This is a genomic window from Pedobacter sp. SYP-B3415 (assembly GCF_004138205.1).
GTDB lineage: Bacteria > Bacteroidota > Bacteroidia > Sphingobacteriales > Sphingobacteriaceae > Pedobacter.
The window spans coordinates 140,596-158,327 of the sequence record NZ_RXNQ01000001.1 but is presented as its reverse complement, the minus strand read 5'-3'; the positions used below and the strand labels follow the sequence as shown (position 1 = coordinate 158,327).

Below are 17,732 nucleotides of genomic sequence, written 5' to 3'. Positions count from 1 at the left end.
AAATTCAGTAATATCCTGCGAAATTCAAATCAAAAGAGACTTGTTTGCAGCGCCATGAGCTGTGCGGCCGGCTGAAAATGTTCCTCTTTAGATGAAACCACGTGAAACAGCGGCGTTTCCTCGTAGCGCGAGGCAACCACAACCCGCGTCTGACCCGCATGCGGGCTAAATAAATCTGCAACCAGTTGCGGATTATTGTTATCTCGCGAAAGATGAGAAAGAAGCAGCAGGCTCATATACTCCGGCCTGTGCGACAGAAACACGTCGAGTGCCTGCCGGTTAGACAAATGGCCGAAGCCACCGCGGATACGGTTTTTCAGGAAAAACGGGTAGCGGCCACTTTCCAGCATATCTTCGCAGTAATTGCTCTCCAGGAAAGCAGCGTGGCAGCGGCCGAAATGGCTGCTCAGTTCTTCGCAGCACGCACCCAGATCGGTAAAGACACCAACCCGCACACCCGCACCTTCAATAACAAAGCTATGCGGATCGATCGCATCATGACGCTTTAGAAAACATTTAACTGTTAACTCGCCAATCTGAATGCTTTCCCCCGACCTGAAAGCGAAAGTTCGCTCCTCGTCGAGGACCATGCGCATATGCTGACGGGTTTTCGGCGTCACATATACAGGAAGCCGGTATTTACGTGCCAGTACTGACAGCCCGCGGATGTGATCAGAATGTTCGTGAGATATAAAGATTGCCGCAACCTTATCCATCTTTTGTCCAAGACGCGCCATGCGCTTTTCAATCTCACGACAGGATATACCTGCATCTACCAGCACAGCCTCACGGTCATTGCCTACATAGTAACAATTTCCATTGCTACCGGAATTAAGGGATGTAACGAACAAAGACATGGTATAAAGGTCGGAAAATAATACGGACAAAAAAAAGCGGAGATGCTGCTTTTGCAACATCCCCGCCATCTAAATTAACGCTCTCAATATAAAGACGTTTTTAATAAAGGATTATTGTGAGCGGCATAAAATATTTTATTTATTTCCGGGATTAACCGACTGGTCAAATTTATCACCCTTCTCGTCAAGGTCGCTTTTTGGCTTGTCCTGCTCGGTCGTTATTTCCCCATCTTTCTGATTGCCATCCTTGTCAGCATTCTTTTGTTCTTCGGTCAGTTCAACGTCCGCGTTTCTGGGGTTCTTTTCGTTATGTTCTTCGCTGCTCATGTCTTTTATAGTTTTGAGTAAATAGGCTATCAAGAAGACATCTGCATGTACCGGAATGTTTAGATTAAATAAAAATCGGACAAAAAAAGCGGAGATGCCGCTTAGCAACATCCCCGCCATCTAAATTAACGCTCTCGATATAAAGACGTGCTCAGAAGCTATATATTGTGTGCCGGGTCAAATTTTTTTAAGAAGACAGGCGGGGGTGTTGCAGGTTGCTTCGAGAATATTTTCAATAACCCGGAAATCAAGATCCTCAGGTTGCGAAAACCAGATACAGCCTTTGCCGATCAGTAGTCCGTTAAGACGGTGTCTGAAGTTATTAAGCAAGTCATGTTTCATCACATAGAGTTTCAGGTAAGTCTGCCTGAAGTCGAATGCAACTTCAGACACGCCGTTGCGCTTATAAGCGTGCATGCCATAAGATGTGCCTTCATCATAACCTTTTAAAGTTTTGCGGCAGAGTTCGGTAAGTCGCATAACTGCGTCTCTGAAGGCTGCGGAAGAGTCGTTAACGCCGGGGTTGACTGTTGCAGTTTCCATAGGTTTAAGTTGAATAACTAATTTACAAAAGCGGAGTCATGGACACAACCCGCGTATTGCAGCGCATGCTGAAGATTCCCATTTGCAAGCTGCAAATTCCCGCCAATTAGGCGGCCTGCGGGTATTCCGAAGCAATGTTAAGTTTTTGTTAATCTTTTGTTTATTTATTGTTATGTCTGCTTAGCCGTCAGATTGTTTGATGGTTGTTTTTGGTTAATATGTTGAAAATCAGGGTTATGTCTTGCAAAATTCAATTTTTCTTTTGAACCCCCGGCCGGAATCGATACCTTAGCAAACCTCCGCTCTCCTTTAATAATCGCCGTATCAATAATCAGATGCGGTAAAAATGCACTTCTATGAAAAATAACATCGAAATCGCCGAAGGGCAAACCTGGAGCAATAACATTGAAACTTTTCAAATCAGCAGCATTGTAAACGACCAGGTCACTGTTGACAGCGCTGCAGGCGTACGTAAACTGGGTATCAACTTTTCAGGTTCTGTGAAAATGAGTGTTACCGAGCTCGAAGCGTTTCTTCAAAATGAGTTTGTAAGCTTTCAGCTTGTAGAATAACCGGCGTACCATGGCGCGGTTCCTTGCAAAGAATCGAAACAATTTTGTGGTGCTATTGGTTAATTCAGTCTATTAGTTGAATAAAATTTTTAACCCATGGATACTTTAAAGAAGTTTGAATTGATGGAAAAGATTGTTCGCGAGCTGGAAGACTTTCAAAACAGCGGGCAAGCGCTTATACAAAAGATTGCAAAGATCGAAGTCGACAACATTGAACTGGGCGATAAGCGCCTTGAAACCGATCTTCCCGAAATTCACCAGCGGGTAGCAGATAATACGGATACCATTCAGGGTATACTAAGTTATTTTGCAGAGAAAACCGCGAATTTTGGCAGTAAAAATAATGTCGATGCCCTGAAGGCCCAACAGGCCATAGATAACGCCACCGGACACTAACAAAAGCCCTTCGGGGCTTTTTTTTATAACTTGTGCGGCAGGGGCAGTTTGATGCAGAATGTTGACCCTTTACCGGGCTCGCTCGTAACGCCGATGCTGCCGCCATTCCTGATCATAAAGTCCCGGCAAACCAGCAGCCCCAGTCCTGTGCCGCGTTCATTCTGAGTGCCGCGCGTAGAACGGTTGTTAAACGAAAACATACTTTCCAAACGTGCCTCCTCTATACCTATACCCGTATCTGCAATACAAAGATTTGCTGTTTCGGTATCTGGAATTGTACCGAGGTGTATATTGCCACCAGGATAGCAGAATTTGATGGCGTTGTTGATCAGATTCCGTACTACAATCTGGATCATCAGCTTATCAGCATGAACCACAAGCTCTTTACCGAGGTCTTTTGTTATAGAAATAGATTTTGCCTTTGCCGCCGGCTCATAATAGGCGGCTTCATGTTCAACAAGGGCATTCAAACTGAAATAATCTTGCTGCAACGCAAATCCTTTCATCTGGCTTCGTGACCAGTGCAGAATATTCTCAAGCAGATCTGTCGTATAAAGAATATCCCGGTTTACACCCGGGGCGATCTCTTTGAACTCTTCAATGGTGATCAGATCTTTAGACAGCATTTTAACAACTTCAGACAGGTTTACAAGGGGGCCGCGCAGATCGTGCGCGATGACCGAAAAAATCGTGTCTTTCAACTGGTTTAGCTGCTGCAGTTCGTTGGCCTGTTCCTTAAGTTGCAGGGCATCTTTACGCAGAGCGGTCAAATCCTGGAGTTTGATCAGCGTTACAGGTACGTTCAGTTTGCTGTCGTTCATGAAACGAAGTTCAGCTTCCAGCTGGAATTTTCCGGCGGCAGCCGCAGTGCGTATCTCAAGTTTGCCCGACCGTTTTTCGCGTATTGCATCACTCAGCCGTGCGTCTGATGCGATAAGCGGATAGATTGAGCGGCCAATCAGCCTTTCACCAAGACCCAGAAAACGTTTCGCTGCCGAGTTGATATCGATCATGCGGTCGCGCTCATCGAGCAGGATGAAGCCATCCTGCATCAGGTCGAGTACCTTTTCGCGCGCCAGCGGAATAATATCAAATATTTTAAAACGGTAGATGCCGATCAGAACAATGATGATGGTCAGCGTAAATGCGAAGGGTGTAATGTCAAGGTTGTTTAATGGTCTGATGCCAAGGAGGTAGCAGATATTTGCAATCCACGGTATGAATGAGGCGAAAAGTATCAGGTGATTTTGTGCGCGGTATATAGGGTCGGCTCTTCTGAACCTGGAGATGAGCAGGTAGATACCATGGGCAAGAAGGCCGTAAAAATAGAAGGTGAATAACCGGTAGAACCAGCCCGGATGTATATCTGCCATAGGGAACGGACCGCTGTAATCAACCCGATGATCTTTATAAAAAAGATGGTGCCAGGCATTGGTCCATTCCAGCAGGATCGTGATGCAGGGAATAGAAAAAAGAAAGACCATATTCCGCGTGCGCTGGTACCATTCATCTTTGCCGCACATGCTTAAAGAAAAGAGGTACCAGAATACAGGAAGCGTTGCAATGCCCAGATACTGAATATCTGTAAAAAGCTTCATCTGCCAGATGGTTGACGAAGCAAGTTCGAAACCATAAGCAACCGACCAGATGGCGTTCGAAAAAAGGGTGAAACCCAGCCATTTCATCGCGCCACGTTCCCTGCGAATGATCAGGGATGACATGCCAAGTATGGCAAAGCCGGACACCAGCAGCAGAATGGCATAAATGTTAAAGGCAAAGGTCATGAAACGATTGGCGTTGAGCGTCTTGCCGGAAAATTACCGGACTGTTAATTTTAGGTGTGATATTTGTGAGCCAAACACTTGTTAAAAATAACAATAATATTCTTAAACCTTATCTCAATAAAGATGAAAAAGCTTTTACTTTCTTTTCTATTCCTTGGCCTGTATACCGCTGCTTCGGCCCAGATTGTGCCGGCATTTCAGCTTGGTGTGAAGGCAGGGGTGAACCTGGCCAAATTTAACACAGAGAACCGTTTTGGCAGCGATAACCGTACAGGTTTCTATGGCGGTCTCTGGGGGCGTGTTGGTGCAGCAGGCATTCATTTTCAGCCAGAGTTATACATTTCCGGCAAAAACACAGAGCTCACCAGCGATGCGACCGGTGAGGTAAACGAAGTGAACTTTACCAGCCTGGACGTACCCCTTCTTATCGGTACCAAGATCGGTGCAGCAGGCATTGGCGCGCGACTGAACACCGGCCCGATGGTTTCATTTATATTGAGCAAGGACCAGAAATTCGGTCAGGCTGCTGCTAATATATACAATGGAAATTTCAAGAACCAGGCTTTCGGCTGGCAGTTTGGTGCTGGTGTTGATGTACGCCGGATTAGTCTGGACCTTCGTTATGAACTTGGACTTTCAAAGCTCTCAAAAGACGGTTATCCTGATACAAAGCTGAACCTCTTTACGCTCGGCCTGGCGCTGCGCGTATTGTAGTCCTGCCTCAAAATACAAGGAACGTCCGCCCTGGTGCGGGCGTTTTTTTATTCCACCTGTTTCAGCTCATACTCAAAAGCCCCTTTGATCGGGGATATGGTTTTTTCACGATCAAGGCTGAGCACTTTGATGAAACAGCCTCCGAAATAAAAAATGAAAGAGGAATAAAAGACAAACAACATGATCAGCACGATAGATCCTGATGCGCCGTAGATGTTGCCAATATTACTCATTGGCAGCAAGATGCGCAGGATAAACTTGCCCAGCGTAAACAGTACCCCCGTAAGCAAGCCGCCTGATAAGGCAATGTTCCATTTCGGGCGACCATTGGTAAGGTATCTGAAAAGCACCGTAAACCAGGTCGTTACAATCACAATAAATATCAGTTGATTGAGGATAGATGTTACGACCAGACCGAAACTTGGCGATGCATCTTTCAGGTAGCTGGCAATCAGCACCTGGACACTATCAAGCAACAGCCCAACAAAAAACAACAAACCTGCCAGCAGAATGACCACGAAGGAGATGGCACGAAGCTTCAGGTTAAAGAGAATACCCGGTTTGTCCTTCACACCCAGCAGCCATATCTGGTTCAGCGAATTTTTGATCACGTTGAACAGGGTGGTGGCAACAAAAATAAAAAACACAAAACTGATCAGGGTAATGTACCACTGCTGATTGGCATCCCTGATGTTTCTTAGGGTCTGACGGATCTGAAGAATGCTGCTTTCATCCAAAATATTTCCCAACTGCTCGAACAGCTTCGTAACAAGTACCCGCCGGTCGGTAAAAATGCCGAACAGCCGGATCAGGATAATCAGGATAGGAGGGAGCGCAAAATTGGCGAAGAATGCCGTAGCCCCAGCCAGTCGCAACGGATCATTTCTTTTAAAAAGCCGGAATGCGTCTCTCAACAAAATAAAAAAATGTCCGAGTTTTCGGATGAAACTGCTTTGCATGATGGAGCGTATTGTGGACAGCGGATGCCTGCAACAGTTTGCCGGTCCCACCTGATGTCTTCAAATCAACCACGAACACGCTGAAATGTTTTCCTTGACGAACTTTTGAACATTCCGAATTTTACTGTGAATGGAGCGGAAGCAGGGCGCACCGCGTACAAACATTAGCAAAATGGCCGGTCTTGTGCAGACCGGCCCTCCTGGCAAAGCAAGTAATTGTTTATAGATTTCCGCGCAGTTCCTGCTCGCGCTCAAGCGCCTCAAACAGTGCTTTGAAGTTTCCCGCGCCGAACGATTGCGCTCCCTTGCGCTGGATAATTTCAAAAAACAAAGTAGGCCTGTCCTCGACCGATTTAGTAAAGATCTGCAGTAAATACCCTTCTTCATCACAATCAACCAGGATCCCGAGCTCGCGCAGCGGTGCCAGTTCTTCTTCGATCCTGCCTACACGCTCGGGGAGCATATTGTAATACCCCTCTGGCGGAGCACTCAAAAATTCAACACCCCTTGAGCGAAGTGCACGGACCGTTTTTACAATATCATTCGTGGCTACCGCGATGTGCTGCACACCTTCCCCTTCATAAAACTCGAGGTATTCTTCAATCTGCGACTTTTTCTTGCCTTCGGCCGGTTCATTGATCGGAAACTTCGAGTACCCGTTACCGTTGCTCATCACCTTGCTCATCAGTGCTGAATACTCGGTATTGATCTGCTTGTCGTCAAAAGAAAGGATATTCACAAACCCCATAACTTTTTCGTACCATTCAACCGTTTCGTTCATGCGGTTCCAGCCTACGTTACCTACGCAATGGTCAATATAAAGCAGGCCTGCATCTTCCGGGTTGTACTCACTTTCCCATGCGCGGTAGCCGGGCATAAATACCCCGTGATAGTTTTTGCGTTCGATAAACATGTGGACGGTTTCGCCATAGGTGTAAATGCCCGCCATACGCAGTTCCCCCGATTCATCATTGAGAACCAGTGGCTCCTGGTAAGGCCGGCCTCCCCGTTTTGTGGTCTCTTCGAAAGCTTTAAACGCATCATCGACCCAGAGGGCCAGCACTTTTACACCGTCACCGTGTTTACGAACATGCTCACTTATCGGGTGGTCTGATTTCAATGCCGTGGTGAGCACAAGGCGGATCTTGCCTTGCTGAAGCACGTAAGATGCCCGGTCGCGCAGCCCGGTTTCAGGACCTGCATAAGCGAGTGATTGGAAGCCAAAGGCAGTTTTATAGTAGTGGGCGGCCTGTTTTGCATTGCCCACATAAAATTCAACATAGTCTGTGCCGTTGATGGGCAGGAAATCCTGCGCATGGGCTATTTTTTCTGCAAAGGTTTGTGTCATATTATCTAAATAGGATGTTTTCAATTAACTGATCCAGCTTTTGTGGTAGTTCTCGTCTTCAATGCCCAGGGCATCTTCGGTAATCATAAGCGGCCGGAATGAGTCTATCATAACGGCGAGTTCCTGCGTAGATTCCTGACCGATCGATTTCTCAACGGTGCCGGGATGCGGGCCATGCGGTATGCCTCCGGGGTGCAGTGTGATCTGGCCCCTGACAACACTTTTCCTGCTCATAAAATCGCCGTCTACATAATACAACACTTCATCGCTGTCGACATTGCTGTGGTTATATGGTGCCGGAATAGACTGCGGGTGGTAGTCATACTTGCGGGGCACAAAAGAGCAGATCACAAAGTTATGCGCATCAAAGGTCTGGTGTACCGGAGGCGGCTGGTGCAAACGTCCGGTTATCGGCTCAAAGTCGTGGATCGACAAGGCCCAGGGGTAGTGAAAGCCATCCCAGCCGATATAATCGAAGGGATGCGTGCCGTACACATAAGGGTAGATAAGCCCCTGCTTTTTAATCAAAACCCTGAAGTCGCCCTTTTCGTCGATCGTCTGCAGGTTTTCCGGGCGTCTGATATCCCGCTCGCAATACGGTGAATGTTCTTCCAACTGCCCGAATGCGTTCCGGTACCGTTTCGGGCTGCGGACCGGGCTGAAGCTTTCGACAATAAGCAGCCTGTTTTCTGCGGTATCAAAATGCAGCTGATAAATTGTTCCTCGCGGAATGACCAGATAGTCACCATAAGCGAATTTCAGCTCGCCAAATCCGCTTTTCAGCGTTCCGGAACCTTCATGCACAAAAATCACTTCATCTGCCTCGCTGTTTTTATAGAAGTAATCCGTCATGGATGTGCGGGGCGCTGCAAGAATGATATGCAGATCTGAATTCACCAGCACCGCTTTCCGGCTTTCCAGGTAGTCATCTTGCGGTGGTATATTAAATCCGATCAGGCTGGTGTGTTTTAGGTGTTTTTCGCGGGCAATGCGCGGGGCAACACTGTACGGTTCAGCGATTGATTTGACGAGTGTTGGCGGGTGGCAGTGGTAAACGAGCGAGTATAAACTTGAAAACCCTTCGGTAGATACCAGTTCTTCGGCATACAGTTCTCCGTCAGGTTTGCGAAAGATGGTGTGCCGCTTTGGCGGAATTTTACCCAATTGATGATAAACAGGCATAGATGCAGGATTTGGTTAGAAAATTCTAAAAAGAAAACAGGCAACGTTGGCTAACGTTTGCAGCAGGCGATAAAATAGATGGGAATGCTAACAGTTAAGAATACTGTGCGAAGACGAGTTTTGACAGCATCCGGCTGCGGTAAACCGCCCGGCCTTCTTCGGCGGGCAGATTCAGGTACAAGCAGCCTGGTTTCGTGTTCATGTAACTAAAGTAAAGTTTTTTTCAATGGCAACAAAATCTCAGGTAACACGCCGGTTTATTCTACTGCAGCACGCCCTGCATAATTTTTCTTAGCTTTATCGCGATCATTTAACCAAATACCTAAGCGTATGAAACTAGTATCGTATAAAACGGAAGAGACTGAGCACCTTGGCGTTTTCATAGACGGACATATCTATAACCTGCATAGCTGCGATAAACAGCTGCCCGATCGTATGGCTGATTTCCTTGCCGGTGGCACAGACCTGATGGATCGCGCGAAACTGGTTGACCATAACATCCGTTCGGGAGCATTACAGGCAAAGGAAGAGGTGTTTTACGAGCTGATTGCCCCGGTTCCGCATCCTACTTCCTGCCGTGACGGTTACGCTTTCAGGCAGCATGTGGAGGCTGCAAGAAGAAACAGGAAAGTGGACATGATCCCGGAATTTGATGAATATCCGATCTTTTATTTTACCAACCACAATGCGGTTCAGGGTCCGGGTGAGATCAGCTGCATGCCAGACCATTTCGATAAACTCGATTTTGAGCTTGAGGTAGCCGTAGTTATTGGCACCAAAGGCCGGAATATTCGTGCTGAGGAGGCCGACAGTTATATTGCCGGATATATGATCATGAATGACATGAGTGCGCGCACCTTACAGATGGAGGAAATGAAATTAAATCTCGGGCCTGCCAAAGGAAAGGATTTTTCTACGGTGATCGGGCCCTGGCTGGTTACACCTGATGAGCTGGAGGCCTATCGCGTGCCGGCAAAGGCCGGACATGTGGGCGCTGCTTACGATCTGAAGATGACTTGCCGCGTAAACGGTAAGGAAGTGTCGTCAGGCTCAATGGCCGATATGGACTGGACCTTTGCTGAAATTATTGAGCGATGTGCGTACGGGGCCGATATCCTTCCCGGTGATGTAATTGGTTCAGGAACGGTCGGCACAGGTTGTTTCCTTGAATTAAACGGAACAGGGTTATTGCATGATCCGGCCTACCCGGTACAGTGGCTTCAGGATGGAGATACGGTTGAAATGGAGATTACCGGTCTTGGTGTACTGCACAACATTATTAAGAAGGAAGACGCTGATTTTTCAATCCTGGCACGCAAAAAATCCTGATATGCTCAGCCTTGACGCAGGTACACTGGGGCCGGCAGCGTTGCAAAACTACCTGCAGTATGCTGTTGCGCCCAGGCCAATCTGTTTTGCATCAACCATTGATGCCGCAGGAAATGTAAATCTCAGCCCGTTCAGTTTTTTTAACCTTTTCGGTACAAATCCGCCGGTATGTGTGTTCTCACCGGCCCGGCGCGTTCGTGACAATACCATCAAACATACGCTGGAGAATGTGCTGGAGGTTGCAGAATGCGTGATCAATATTGTCGATTATGCGATGGTACAGCAGACCAGCCTGGCCAGTACGGAATATGCGCGTGGTGTGAACGAATTTGTAAAGGCAGGCTTTACTATGCTGCCTTCCGATGTCGTTACTCCACCGCGCGTTGCAGAAGCGCCTGTACAGCTTGAATGCCTGGTTACGCAGGTTTTGCCCCTCGGCGAAAACAATGGCGCAGGCAACCTGGTCATTGCTGAGATTAAAAGGATTCACATCCGGGAGGAGATCCTTGATAACGAGGGAAAGATTGATCAGGCAAAGATTGATCTGGTGGCACGGCTTGGGGGCGACTGGTATTGCCGCATCACCGCAGACAATCTTTTTAAAGTGCCCAAGCCGTTAACTACCATGGGTATTGGTGTAGACGCCTTGCCTGCGGCAGCGCGAACATCGCATGTGCTGACGGGAAACGACCTGGGTTTATTGGGAAACCTCGCAAAAATTCCTGATGATGAGACCATCGAGGCGATGGCCCGCCGGGAGGAAGTAAAGGACATCCTGGATGCAACGATTGGCGATCCGGCGAACCGCGAGCGGGAACTGCATGAACTGGCCCGGATCTACCTGCAAGGCGGTCAGGCAGAAGAAGCGCTTAAAGTGGTGCTTTTAGCCGCGATTTAGATGGGGAGACCACCAGTCCCGTCATGAGTCAGGGATCACTGTTATCCGGTAAAAATTGGCTGAATGGAATAAGATCGTTCTGAACAGTCTCAAAGCAGTATTTGCCTGAGTCTTCTTAATCAAGCCCCCCCGGTATTCTCTGTCTGCGGGCTTCACGTACAGGCAGTGATTTTGATGACGGTTTTCAGTTAAAAGTTAAAAGTGAAAAGTTCAAACCCTCACGGCGCCAATCCCCACTGACGTCCCCCACGCCGTCATTCCGAAGCGCGTTTTCGCAGTCCGTTTTTTTTCAATATTGCAACGTCGAGGGATCTCCTGCGAAGGGGTAGCTCGAACGTTCGCCAATTGGACTAAACAAAAAGGAACCAGGACAAAGACACTAAAAGTTGAAAGTAGAAAGTTTGAAGTCAGGCGGGCAAGGAAAAAGGCACAGGAATGAAAGATCCTGTTGAGCTGAAAGGTAAAAGTCGAAAATGCAAAGATTGGGCGCGCAGGTGGCAAGGAAAAAGGAATAAGGATGAGATGGCGGCGCAGAAGACTATTTGTCGAGCCACGAGCCAAAATAAAGAATCAGGTGCCTAACCCTTCAGCCGCCGCAGCACTGCTGCCATTCCCCTGATCGTGATGCCGGGCTGGCGAAGATCTCATATGAACTTCCAGGGATCAGGAGGCCGGAGAGCAGATTATTAAATTGATTGATTAAAGCAGACTTACAACCTTCATCAGGCGGCGTTTGTAGTAGCCCTCGCTCAGACTGGTGATGGTAACACCTTTTTCACGACCTGAACTGGAATGAATAAACTCGACCTCTCCGCCCGAAACCGAGGTGATAATACCTACATGCCCGATGCGTCTTACCCTTGAGTTGGTGCCCGTAAAGAGAATGACATCGCCCGGTTTGGCGTCTGCAAGTTTGACCGGTTTTCCGGCACGCGCATATTCGTGAGACGAACGTGGTACCTTAAAACCGAAATTGCGGAAAACATACGTTACAAAACCTGAGCAGTCAAATCCCTTAGAAGGGCTTCCTGACGCATATCTGTACGGTACACCGATAAGATCTTTTGCAAAGTCGAGGACTACATCGGCGGTTGCCCGCTTTCCTGTGATTTTGTCAAGTACCTTGGTTACTACATTCTGGTAATATACCTCCTGCAGTGACTGCGATTTTGCCTGAATAGAAACCAAGCCTGAGAGCAACAAGATTACAAGTAGTTTGTTCAGCATTAAAACAAACATAAGTAATTAAGGCCGGGCTGCCAAACAGAACTTTTCCACATTCCTGTATAGTGTGAGTTATAATCTTTGCTGATTATCAAGGTGTTGTAACAGCAACAGGCAGCACTTTTCCGTTAAAGAACTTATGCGCCGTCCGGGCAAAATCGGCTACATATTTACCCATTTCGAAGGCCATAACCGGCGACTGGTAGCCTGGAAAGGCCTGTTCCAGCATTTCTGTCTGCGCCGAACCCAGGGCCAGGCAGTTGAAGCGAATCCCGGTATCTGCATACTCATAAGCCAGGCATTCAGTCAGCGTATGTAATGCGGCTTTGCTTGCGGAATAAGCTGAGAGTCCCGGAAACTTGACGCTGCCGGAATAGCCACCCATACTACCGATATTTACCACGTGACTTCCTGATTTTAACAGCGGAAACGTATTTTTTATCATCCTGAAATGGCTGATCACATTACTTTCAAGCATTTGGCCAAGGTCTTCCTCGCTGGTTTCAGAGAAAGGTTTGTTTACCAGGGCACCCGCGTTATTGATCAGAATGTCAATCTCTCCAAGATGCTGCTTCAGAAAGGGGAGAAGTGCTGCATAATCATCGTGCACGATATCAAAAGCAACGGGCAAAACTGTACAGTCAGGGCTAAGCCCCTTCGCAATTTCCAGTAGCTTGCGCAGTTTTTCGGCCGACCGGGCTATTGCAACGATCTTATTTGCCGGCGAAAGCGATAGTTCCAGTACGGTTTCGAAACCAATACCACTGCTTGCGCCTGTAATAACTATATTCATTTGTATGGTGTAAGGCCTCCCGGCAGATGCGGGAAGCCGTAAATTTTTATTCGTTCATTAATTGTGTAACCGGATTTTCGATTACGTGAAAACCATCATTGATCAATTTGGCATGATCCGGATCAACTGAAGCACGGAGCTCAAGCGAAACCCGGATCTCTTTTTCAAGCTCCGGATTGATTTTCATAAAATGCAGGATCTCGAGGATCTCCAGCGGCAGAAGCCAGTCGGTCCGGTATGTTGTCTTAAGCTGCTCCCAGATAGCAGGCAGTTCAGCATAGCCTTCCTGATTTTCACGGCAGTTGCGTACCTGACGATATAGTTCATGCAGCCTGAGCATCGGCTCATCATAAATGACTTTCTGAGTTAAATTGTCACTTACGTGTGTAATCGTTTCAAAACGGTCTTTGTCTGCAGCACCATTAAATACAGATATAATCTGCTCGCCAACAGCCATGTCGTACATTCCCCATTCTGGTCTGAAAAGAATATTTCCCAGATGATCCTGCACAGTGCAGTCGGTAAAGCCGATCAGGAGAATTTTATTCTCCCGGCGGGTTACGTACTTTACCGTTCCGCTTACGCTGATCCCGCTTTCAAAATGCAGTGATGTCTGCTGAAACGGCAGGATTCCCGCCGCTGTCAGTTGTTCAGAAGAGAAATCTTCCAACGGTGTACTGATCCCTTTCAGCCTGCCTACGGGCGATGAAAAGCCATCCTTATGGTAGGATTTTCCATGCCCCTCCAGTTCCTGATTGTTAAAGGCAAGCGCCGTTTCGCCTGTCGTTTTAAGGAAGGTGAGCCGGTCTTCCGGATCTATTCCCATATCAGTGAACACGCCGCTGACCTGCAGCCCCGAACTGTAAACGGCCGTTGCCGGATTTTTACATTCAATAGCCTTTACCATACTTTCGGCACCGCCTCTTCTGAAGGCCATGGTATCTGCAAATGCTTCGAGAACATCGATCAGATTTTGAAACGTTGGTGTAACGAACAGCTGCGGCTGGTTCTGTGTTATGTCATACGGATAGTTGATGGTGTCCAGGTTGTACCAGATTTTTTTGACATCCTGCTGCATGCAGGTATAACTTTCGCCTATTGACGAGAGGAGACCGGCACCATAAATCTTTGGGTTTTCCAGCGTCCCGATCAGGCCATATTCGACTGTCCACCAGTGCAAACGGCTTAACAAGGCCATCTCGGAGGGCTCCCCCATGTTTTCAGAAATAGTTTTCAGGTGCTTCTCAGCCTGCGCAATCTCCTGGTCGCCTGCATCAGTAGATTCCTTCAGGATCGAGAGGTGGCGGATTGCCTCGTACAATTCAAAATCTTTCGAAGAAAACATAGCCTTTGCACCGATTGATCCGAAATAACTCAGGTAGTTATTATAGTCGGTATCGGCAATAATTGGTGCATGCCCGGCCGATTCATGAATGATGTCAGGAGCCGGCGTGTACTCAATATGATTCAGTTGCCTGATGTCTGCTGCTATGACCAATACGCGATAAGCCTGATATTCCATAAACGCAGCAGGCGGAATAAAGCCGTCGACGGTAACGGCACCCCAGCCGATTTTTCCCAGGTTGTCATTCATTACCTGAAGATCAGGAATGCGCTCAATGCTGAGACCCGCACGTTGTAATCCTTTGATATACGGATAATAAGCCACATCTTTCAGATAACTGTAGTTCTGCCGCATTACGTAACGCCACACAGCCTGGTCAATGGGCGTGTATTTTTCGTAATGCTGCTCTACAATGAACTGTTTGAGATGATTAGGTAGACGGGCCACCTGCGGATTATTAAAATCATTAAAGGCACTCATTGCTGCGGGTTAAAAAATTATCAATCTGATTATTGCGAAAATAGGCCGTTAGGCCAAGGAATCCAAAAATAGGAACGTTCCGGCTTGTAAAAAATGATGTCAATCAGCTATTTTTACGAAAATCACAAAATCAGCGGTTGTTCATGCCCCCGGTATATGAATCTTACACAGGAAGCGCTCTTTGCCGCCCTTACAAAACCACTTTCGAAAAAGGCAATAGAACACCTTGCCAGTACTGTCGCAGCTAATCATGCGGCAGCACTCCTGCTGGATCTCAGTTTTGACGTTAACCCTCAGGTCGCATTCAGGGCGGCCTGGATTCTTGAAAATCTCTGTTATCACCATGCAGATTCTTTCGCCGTAGTGGCAGACGCGTTTATTCGCCGATTTGAACGGCAGCAAAATCATTCGGCCCAACGCCATTTTGCTAAAATCCTTACTATGATTAGCCGTCTGAAAACAGGCAAAGTCAATAAGTTAACTTTAGAAAACCAGGAAATGCTGACCCGGCCCGTATTTGACTGGCTCCTTGATGGCATGGTGCCAGTGGCCGTTAAATCGCATTGTATTCAAATTCTCGCCAACTTCTCGGTGCAGCAGCCCTGGATACGGGAGGAACTTTTAAATACGTTGGATTTTCTCGAAAGCAGCCACAGTATCGCGTTTTTTGCTAAAGCAAAGCAAATCAGAAAGCAATTTCAAAAAATGTAAAGCCTGGGTAAATTGGTTTGATCAGGCTTTTTCATGCCGATCCTGATGTTTAAATTCGCATAACGAAGTTTCACCCGGTATGCTGCAGAGCGTCTATCTTTTTTCATTTTCGGTATTGCCGGTTCTCGGTGTGGTTATATTTGTATCGAATCTCTGGTACCGGCACCGTAACTGGTTCTGCCTGCAGCCTGACCGCTGGCTGGACGAGCAAACCGTCTACCTTTCAGAACAGGTTATCGCTAAACATTTTTTCCGGAGCCGGGCCAATGCCTATATGGAAATTCCCTTTCAGGGCATTAAGATCGGCGGGTATCTGAGCATCCGCCGCAGCGGGATTTACACCTTTTATCTCAAAGACAAACACACGAAAATCTGCCTTAGAAAAGAACACGGCAGCTGGAAGCCTGAAAACCGTTATCCGAAAGACAGCTTTGAGCAGCGCTTCGCTTCTTATCTGGGCATCTACCTCGAAACCAGGCTTTTCAGTTAGGTCTGTCGATTTGTATTTTGAAACATGCATAAAAAAACCCTGCCGTTGCCGACAGGGTTTCAATATTAAGCGAAATTTAATTAGCTGGTCATGTTGTTAAACATGCTGCCGAGGTCGAGGCTGATGCCGTCGCCCAGCGAAAATGATGACTGGCTTTCTTCGTCTCCGTCTTTCGTATGTGTCGAGAACGACAACAGGTTGCCGATTCCGAGGTTTCCGATCAGTCCTGATGAGTTCGAAGAATCACTGTTTCCGAACAGACCGCCACCATTGATTGCTTTCATTTCCTGTGCATTTAACTCTTGCATTTTCATAACTGTAGATTTTAAGTTTTGCCTACTCTTTTTAGGTTTTCGGCGTCTCCTTAGGTTTTTTTCCTGATTGCTCAGTTATAATCATTAACGCAATCGCCGGACCAATAGATTTATAATATACTCATTATCAAAAACATATATGGAATGCATTATCCCTTGTTGTTGTGTTTATCCCAAAACCCTAACAGTTTAAAAAAAAGCAAACTTTTTTGTCACAATGCAATGTACGGTGCTTACGTAAAAGCAAAAAACCCTGCCGTTGCCGACAGGGTTTCAATATTTAAGCGAAATTTAATTAACTGGTCATGTTGTTAAACATGCTGCCAAGGTCGAGGCTGATGCCGTCGCCCAGCGAAAATGATGACTGGCTTTCTTCATCTCCGTCTTTGGTATGGGTGGAGAATGACAGCAGGTTGCCGATTCCGAGGTTTCCGATCAGTCCTGATGAGTTCGAAGAATCACTGTTTCCGAACAGACCGCCACCATTGATTGCTTTCATTTCCTGTGCATTTAACTCTTGCATTTTCATAACTGTAGATTTTAAGTTTTGCCTACTCTTTTAGGTTTTCGGCGTCTCCTTAGGTTTTTTTCCTGATTGCTCAGTTATTGTTATTAACGTAGCCTGAAAACAAAAGGATTTGTAATGTGCTCATTTTCAAAAACATATACGGAATGCACTATTCTTTTGGGTTGTGTTTTTTTTAAAACACTGTATTCTAGAAGGTTGAAGGCTGATTTTTGCAGGCGCTATTGCTATCGTTTAACCCCGCATTTTGGTATTTTTTTCCGTATATTTGAAACCTTATCTGTTTCCTGCTGTTGGGTATTGCAACACCTGAGGCAAGCTCACTTCTCCCGGTGGGATCCAGGTCACATTCATTAAAATCAAAAATATTGGCATTAAAAAGAAGAAGCACCAACAGGGGCCCGCGTTTGCCCTTTAAAAAGAAGGAAGCTGAACACCGCATTAACGAATTCATCACTGCTACAGAAGTCAGGGTAACCGGCGAAAACGTGGAGCAGGGTATTTATCCGCTTGCCGAAGCAAGGCGCATGGCAGAGGCACAGGAACTCGATCTTGTTGAAATTTCACCGAACGCCCAGCCGCCGGTTTGCCGGATCGTTGATTACAGCAAGTTTCTTTACGAGCAAAAGAAAAAACAGAAAGCCATTAAGGCAAATGCAAAACAGACTGTAATTAAGGAAATCCGTTTCGGCCCCAATACCGACGACCACGATTTTCAGTTCAAACTAAAAAACGCCAAAGGGTTTCTTGAAAACGGTGAGAAGGTTCGGGCCTATGTACATTTCAGGGGCAGGGCGATCGTCTATAAGGAACGCGGAGAAATACTTCTGCTGAAGTTTGCGCAGGCGCTCGAAGATTTTGCGAAAGTAGAGCTGATGCCTAAACTGGAGGGAAAGAGGATGTTTTTAACCCTTGCACCAAAAGCAGGAGCTAAATAAAT

General features: G+C 46.9%; 20 protein-coding genes. 8 read left to right on the top strand and 12 right to left on the bottom strand.

What is annotated here, in order from left to right:
* Window positions 1–29: 29 nt before the first annotated feature.
* From EJV45_RS00710 to EJV45_RS00700, 3 genes are all read right to left on the bottom strand, one after another.
* The gene (locus tag EJV45_RS00710) at window positions 30–857 is read right to left on the bottom strand and encodes an MBL fold metallo-hydrolase (protein WP_129713697.1); all 828 of its coding nucleotides are present in this window, start codon (window positions 855–857) and stop codon (window positions 30–32) included.
* Window positions 858–992: 135 nt separating this feature from the next.
* Window positions 993–1,184 (bottom strand): hypothetical protein, encoded by a 192-nt coding sequence (locus EJV45_RS00705; RefSeq protein WP_129713696.1) that lies wholly within the window; start codon window positions 1,182–1,184, stop codon window positions 993–995.
* A 177-nt stretch (window positions 1,185–1,361) separates the two neighbouring features.
* Window positions 1,362–1,727, bottom strand: a complete 366-nt coding sequence (locus EJV45_RS00700; RefSeq protein ID WP_129713695.1) for a DUF1801 domain-containing protein — start codon at window positions 1,725–1,727, stop codon at window positions 1,362–1,364.
* A gap of 356 nt (window positions 1,728–2,083) precedes the next feature.
* On the opposite strand from EJV45_RS00700, the gene EJV45_RS00695 reads away from it, so the two are divergent.
* Both EJV45_RS00695 and EJV45_RS00690 read left to right on the top strand, forming a co-directional pair.
* Window positions 2,084–2,299, top strand: a complete 216-nt coding sequence (locus EJV45_RS00695) for a hypothetical protein (RefSeq protein WP_129713694.1) — start codon at window positions 2,084–2,086, stop codon at window positions 2,297–2,299.
* A 96-nt stretch (window positions 2,300–2,395) separates the two neighbouring features.
* On the top strand, window positions 2,396–2,695 hold the full coding sequence (locus EJV45_RS00690; protein WP_129713693.1) for a hypothetical protein: 300 nt from the start codon (window positions 2,396–2,398) through the stop codon (window positions 2,693–2,695).
* Between the two features lie 23 nt (window positions 2,696–2,718).
* On the opposite strand, the gene EJV45_RS00685 is transcribed toward EJV45_RS00690, so the two are convergent.
* A complete protein-coding gene (locus EJV45_RS00685) occupies window positions 2,719–4,479 on the bottom strand; it encodes a histidine kinase N-terminal 7TM domain-containing protein (protein WP_129713692.1) in 1,761 nt (586 codons plus the stop codon).
* Window positions 4,480–4,602: 123 nt separating this feature from the next.
* On the opposite strand from EJV45_RS00685, the gene EJV45_RS00680 reads away from it, so the two are divergent.
* A complete protein-coding gene (locus tag EJV45_RS00680) occupies window positions 4,603–5,193 on the top strand; it encodes a porin family protein (protein ID WP_129713691.1) in 591 nt (196 codons plus the stop codon).
* Between the two features lie 47 nt (window positions 5,194–5,240).
* Here EJV45_RS00680 and EJV45_RS00675 read toward each other — a convergent pair whose 3' ends face one another.
* The 3 genes from EJV45_RS00675 to EJV45_RS00665 form a co-directional block, all read right to left on the bottom strand.
* Window positions 5,241–6,152, bottom strand: coding sequence for a YihY/virulence factor BrkB family protein (locus tag EJV45_RS00675; protein ID WP_129713690.1), 912 nt, complete (start codon window positions 6,150–6,152; stop codon window positions 5,241–5,243).
* A 220-nt stretch (window positions 6,153–6,372) separates the two neighbouring features.
* Entirely contained in the window at window positions 6,373–7,500 is a 1,128-nt protein-coding gene (hppD, locus tag EJV45_RS00670; protein ID WP_129713689.1) for a 4-hydroxyphenylpyruvate dioxygenase, read from the bottom strand.
* Window positions 7,501–7,524: 24 nt separating this feature from the next.
* A complete protein-coding gene (locus EJV45_RS00665) occupies window positions 7,525–8,682 on the bottom strand; it encodes a homogentisate 1,2-dioxygenase (RefSeq protein WP_129713688.1) in 1,158 nt (385 codons plus the stop codon).
* Between the two features lie 330 nt (window positions 8,683–9,012).
* Here EJV45_RS00665 and EJV45_RS00660 point away from each other — a divergent pair, with 330 nt between their 5' ends.
* Window positions 9,013–10,011, top strand: coding sequence for a fumarylacetoacetate hydrolase family protein (locus EJV45_RS00660; protein ID WP_129713687.1), 999 nt, complete (start codon window positions 9,013–9,015; stop codon window positions 10,009–10,011).
* Window position 10,012: 1 nt separating this feature from the next.
* A complete protein-coding gene (locus EJV45_RS00655; protein WP_129713686.1) occupies window positions 10,013–10,909 on the top strand; it encodes a flavin reductase in 897 nt (298 codons plus the stop codon).
* A 699-nt stretch (window positions 10,910–11,608) separates the two neighbouring features.
* On the opposite strand, the gene EJV45_RS00650 is transcribed toward EJV45_RS00655, so the two are convergent.
* The 3 genes from EJV45_RS00650 to EJV45_RS00640 all read right to left on the bottom strand — a co-directional run bounded on the left by EJV45_RS00650 (window position 11,609) and on the right by EJV45_RS00640 (window position 14,751).
* The gene (locus tag EJV45_RS00650) at window positions 11,609–12,136 is read right to left on the bottom strand and encodes a C40 family peptidase (protein ID WP_129713685.1); all 528 of its coding nucleotides are present in this window, start codon (window positions 12,134–12,136) and stop codon (window positions 11,609–11,611) included.
* A gap of 88 nt (window positions 12,137–12,224) precedes the next feature.
* Window positions 12,225–12,926 carry an SDR family oxidoreductase gene (locus tag EJV45_RS00645; protein WP_129713684.1) on the bottom strand — a complete coding sequence of 234 codons (702 nt, stop codon included), beginning with the start codon at window positions 12,924–12,926 and terminating at the stop codon, window positions 12,225–12,227.
* 46 nt (window positions 12,927–12,972) lie between these two features.
* Window positions 12,973–14,751 carry an aromatic amino acid hydroxylase gene (locus EJV45_RS00640; RefSeq protein ID WP_129713683.1) on the bottom strand — a complete coding sequence of 593 codons (1,779 nt, stop codon included), beginning with the start codon at window positions 14,749–14,751 and terminating at the stop codon, window positions 12,973–12,975.
* Window positions 14,752–14,907: 156 nt separating this feature from the next.
* On the opposite strand from EJV45_RS00640, the gene EJV45_RS00635 reads away from it, so the two are divergent.
* On the top strand, window positions 14,908–15,462 hold the full coding sequence (locus tag EJV45_RS00635; protein ID WP_129713682.1) for a hypothetical protein: 555 nt from the start codon (window positions 14,908–14,910) through the stop codon (window positions 15,460–15,462).
* Window positions 15,463–15,541: 79 nt separating this feature from the next.
* Window positions 15,542–15,952 (top strand): hypothetical protein, encoded by a 411-nt coding sequence (locus EJV45_RS00630; protein ID WP_129713681.1) that lies wholly within the window; start codon window positions 15,542–15,544, stop codon window positions 15,950–15,952.
* Between the two features lie 80 nt (window positions 15,953–16,032).
* Here EJV45_RS00630 and EJV45_RS00625 read toward each other — a convergent pair whose 3' ends face one another.
* Window positions 16,033–16,266: a hypothetical protein gene (locus EJV45_RS00625; protein WP_129713680.1), complete on the bottom strand. Its 234-nt coding sequence runs from the start codon at window positions 16,264–16,266 to the stop codon at window positions 16,033–16,035.
* A gap of 295 nt (window positions 16,267–16,561) precedes the next feature.
* Window positions 16,562–16,795 carry a hypothetical protein gene (locus EJV45_RS00620; RefSeq protein WP_129713680.1) on the bottom strand — a complete coding sequence of 78 codons (234 nt, stop codon included), beginning with the start codon at window positions 16,793–16,795 and terminating at the stop codon, window positions 16,562–16,564.
* A gap of 365 nt (window positions 16,796–17,160) precedes the next feature.
* Between EJV45_RS00620 and infC the strand changes: the two genes are divergently transcribed.
* Entirely contained in the window at window positions 17,161–17,730 is a 570-nt protein-coding gene (gene infC, locus EJV45_RS00615) for a translation initiation factor IF-3 (RefSeq protein ID WP_129713679.1), read from the top strand.
* The last annotated feature ends 2 nt before the right edge of the window (window positions 17,731–17,732 follow it).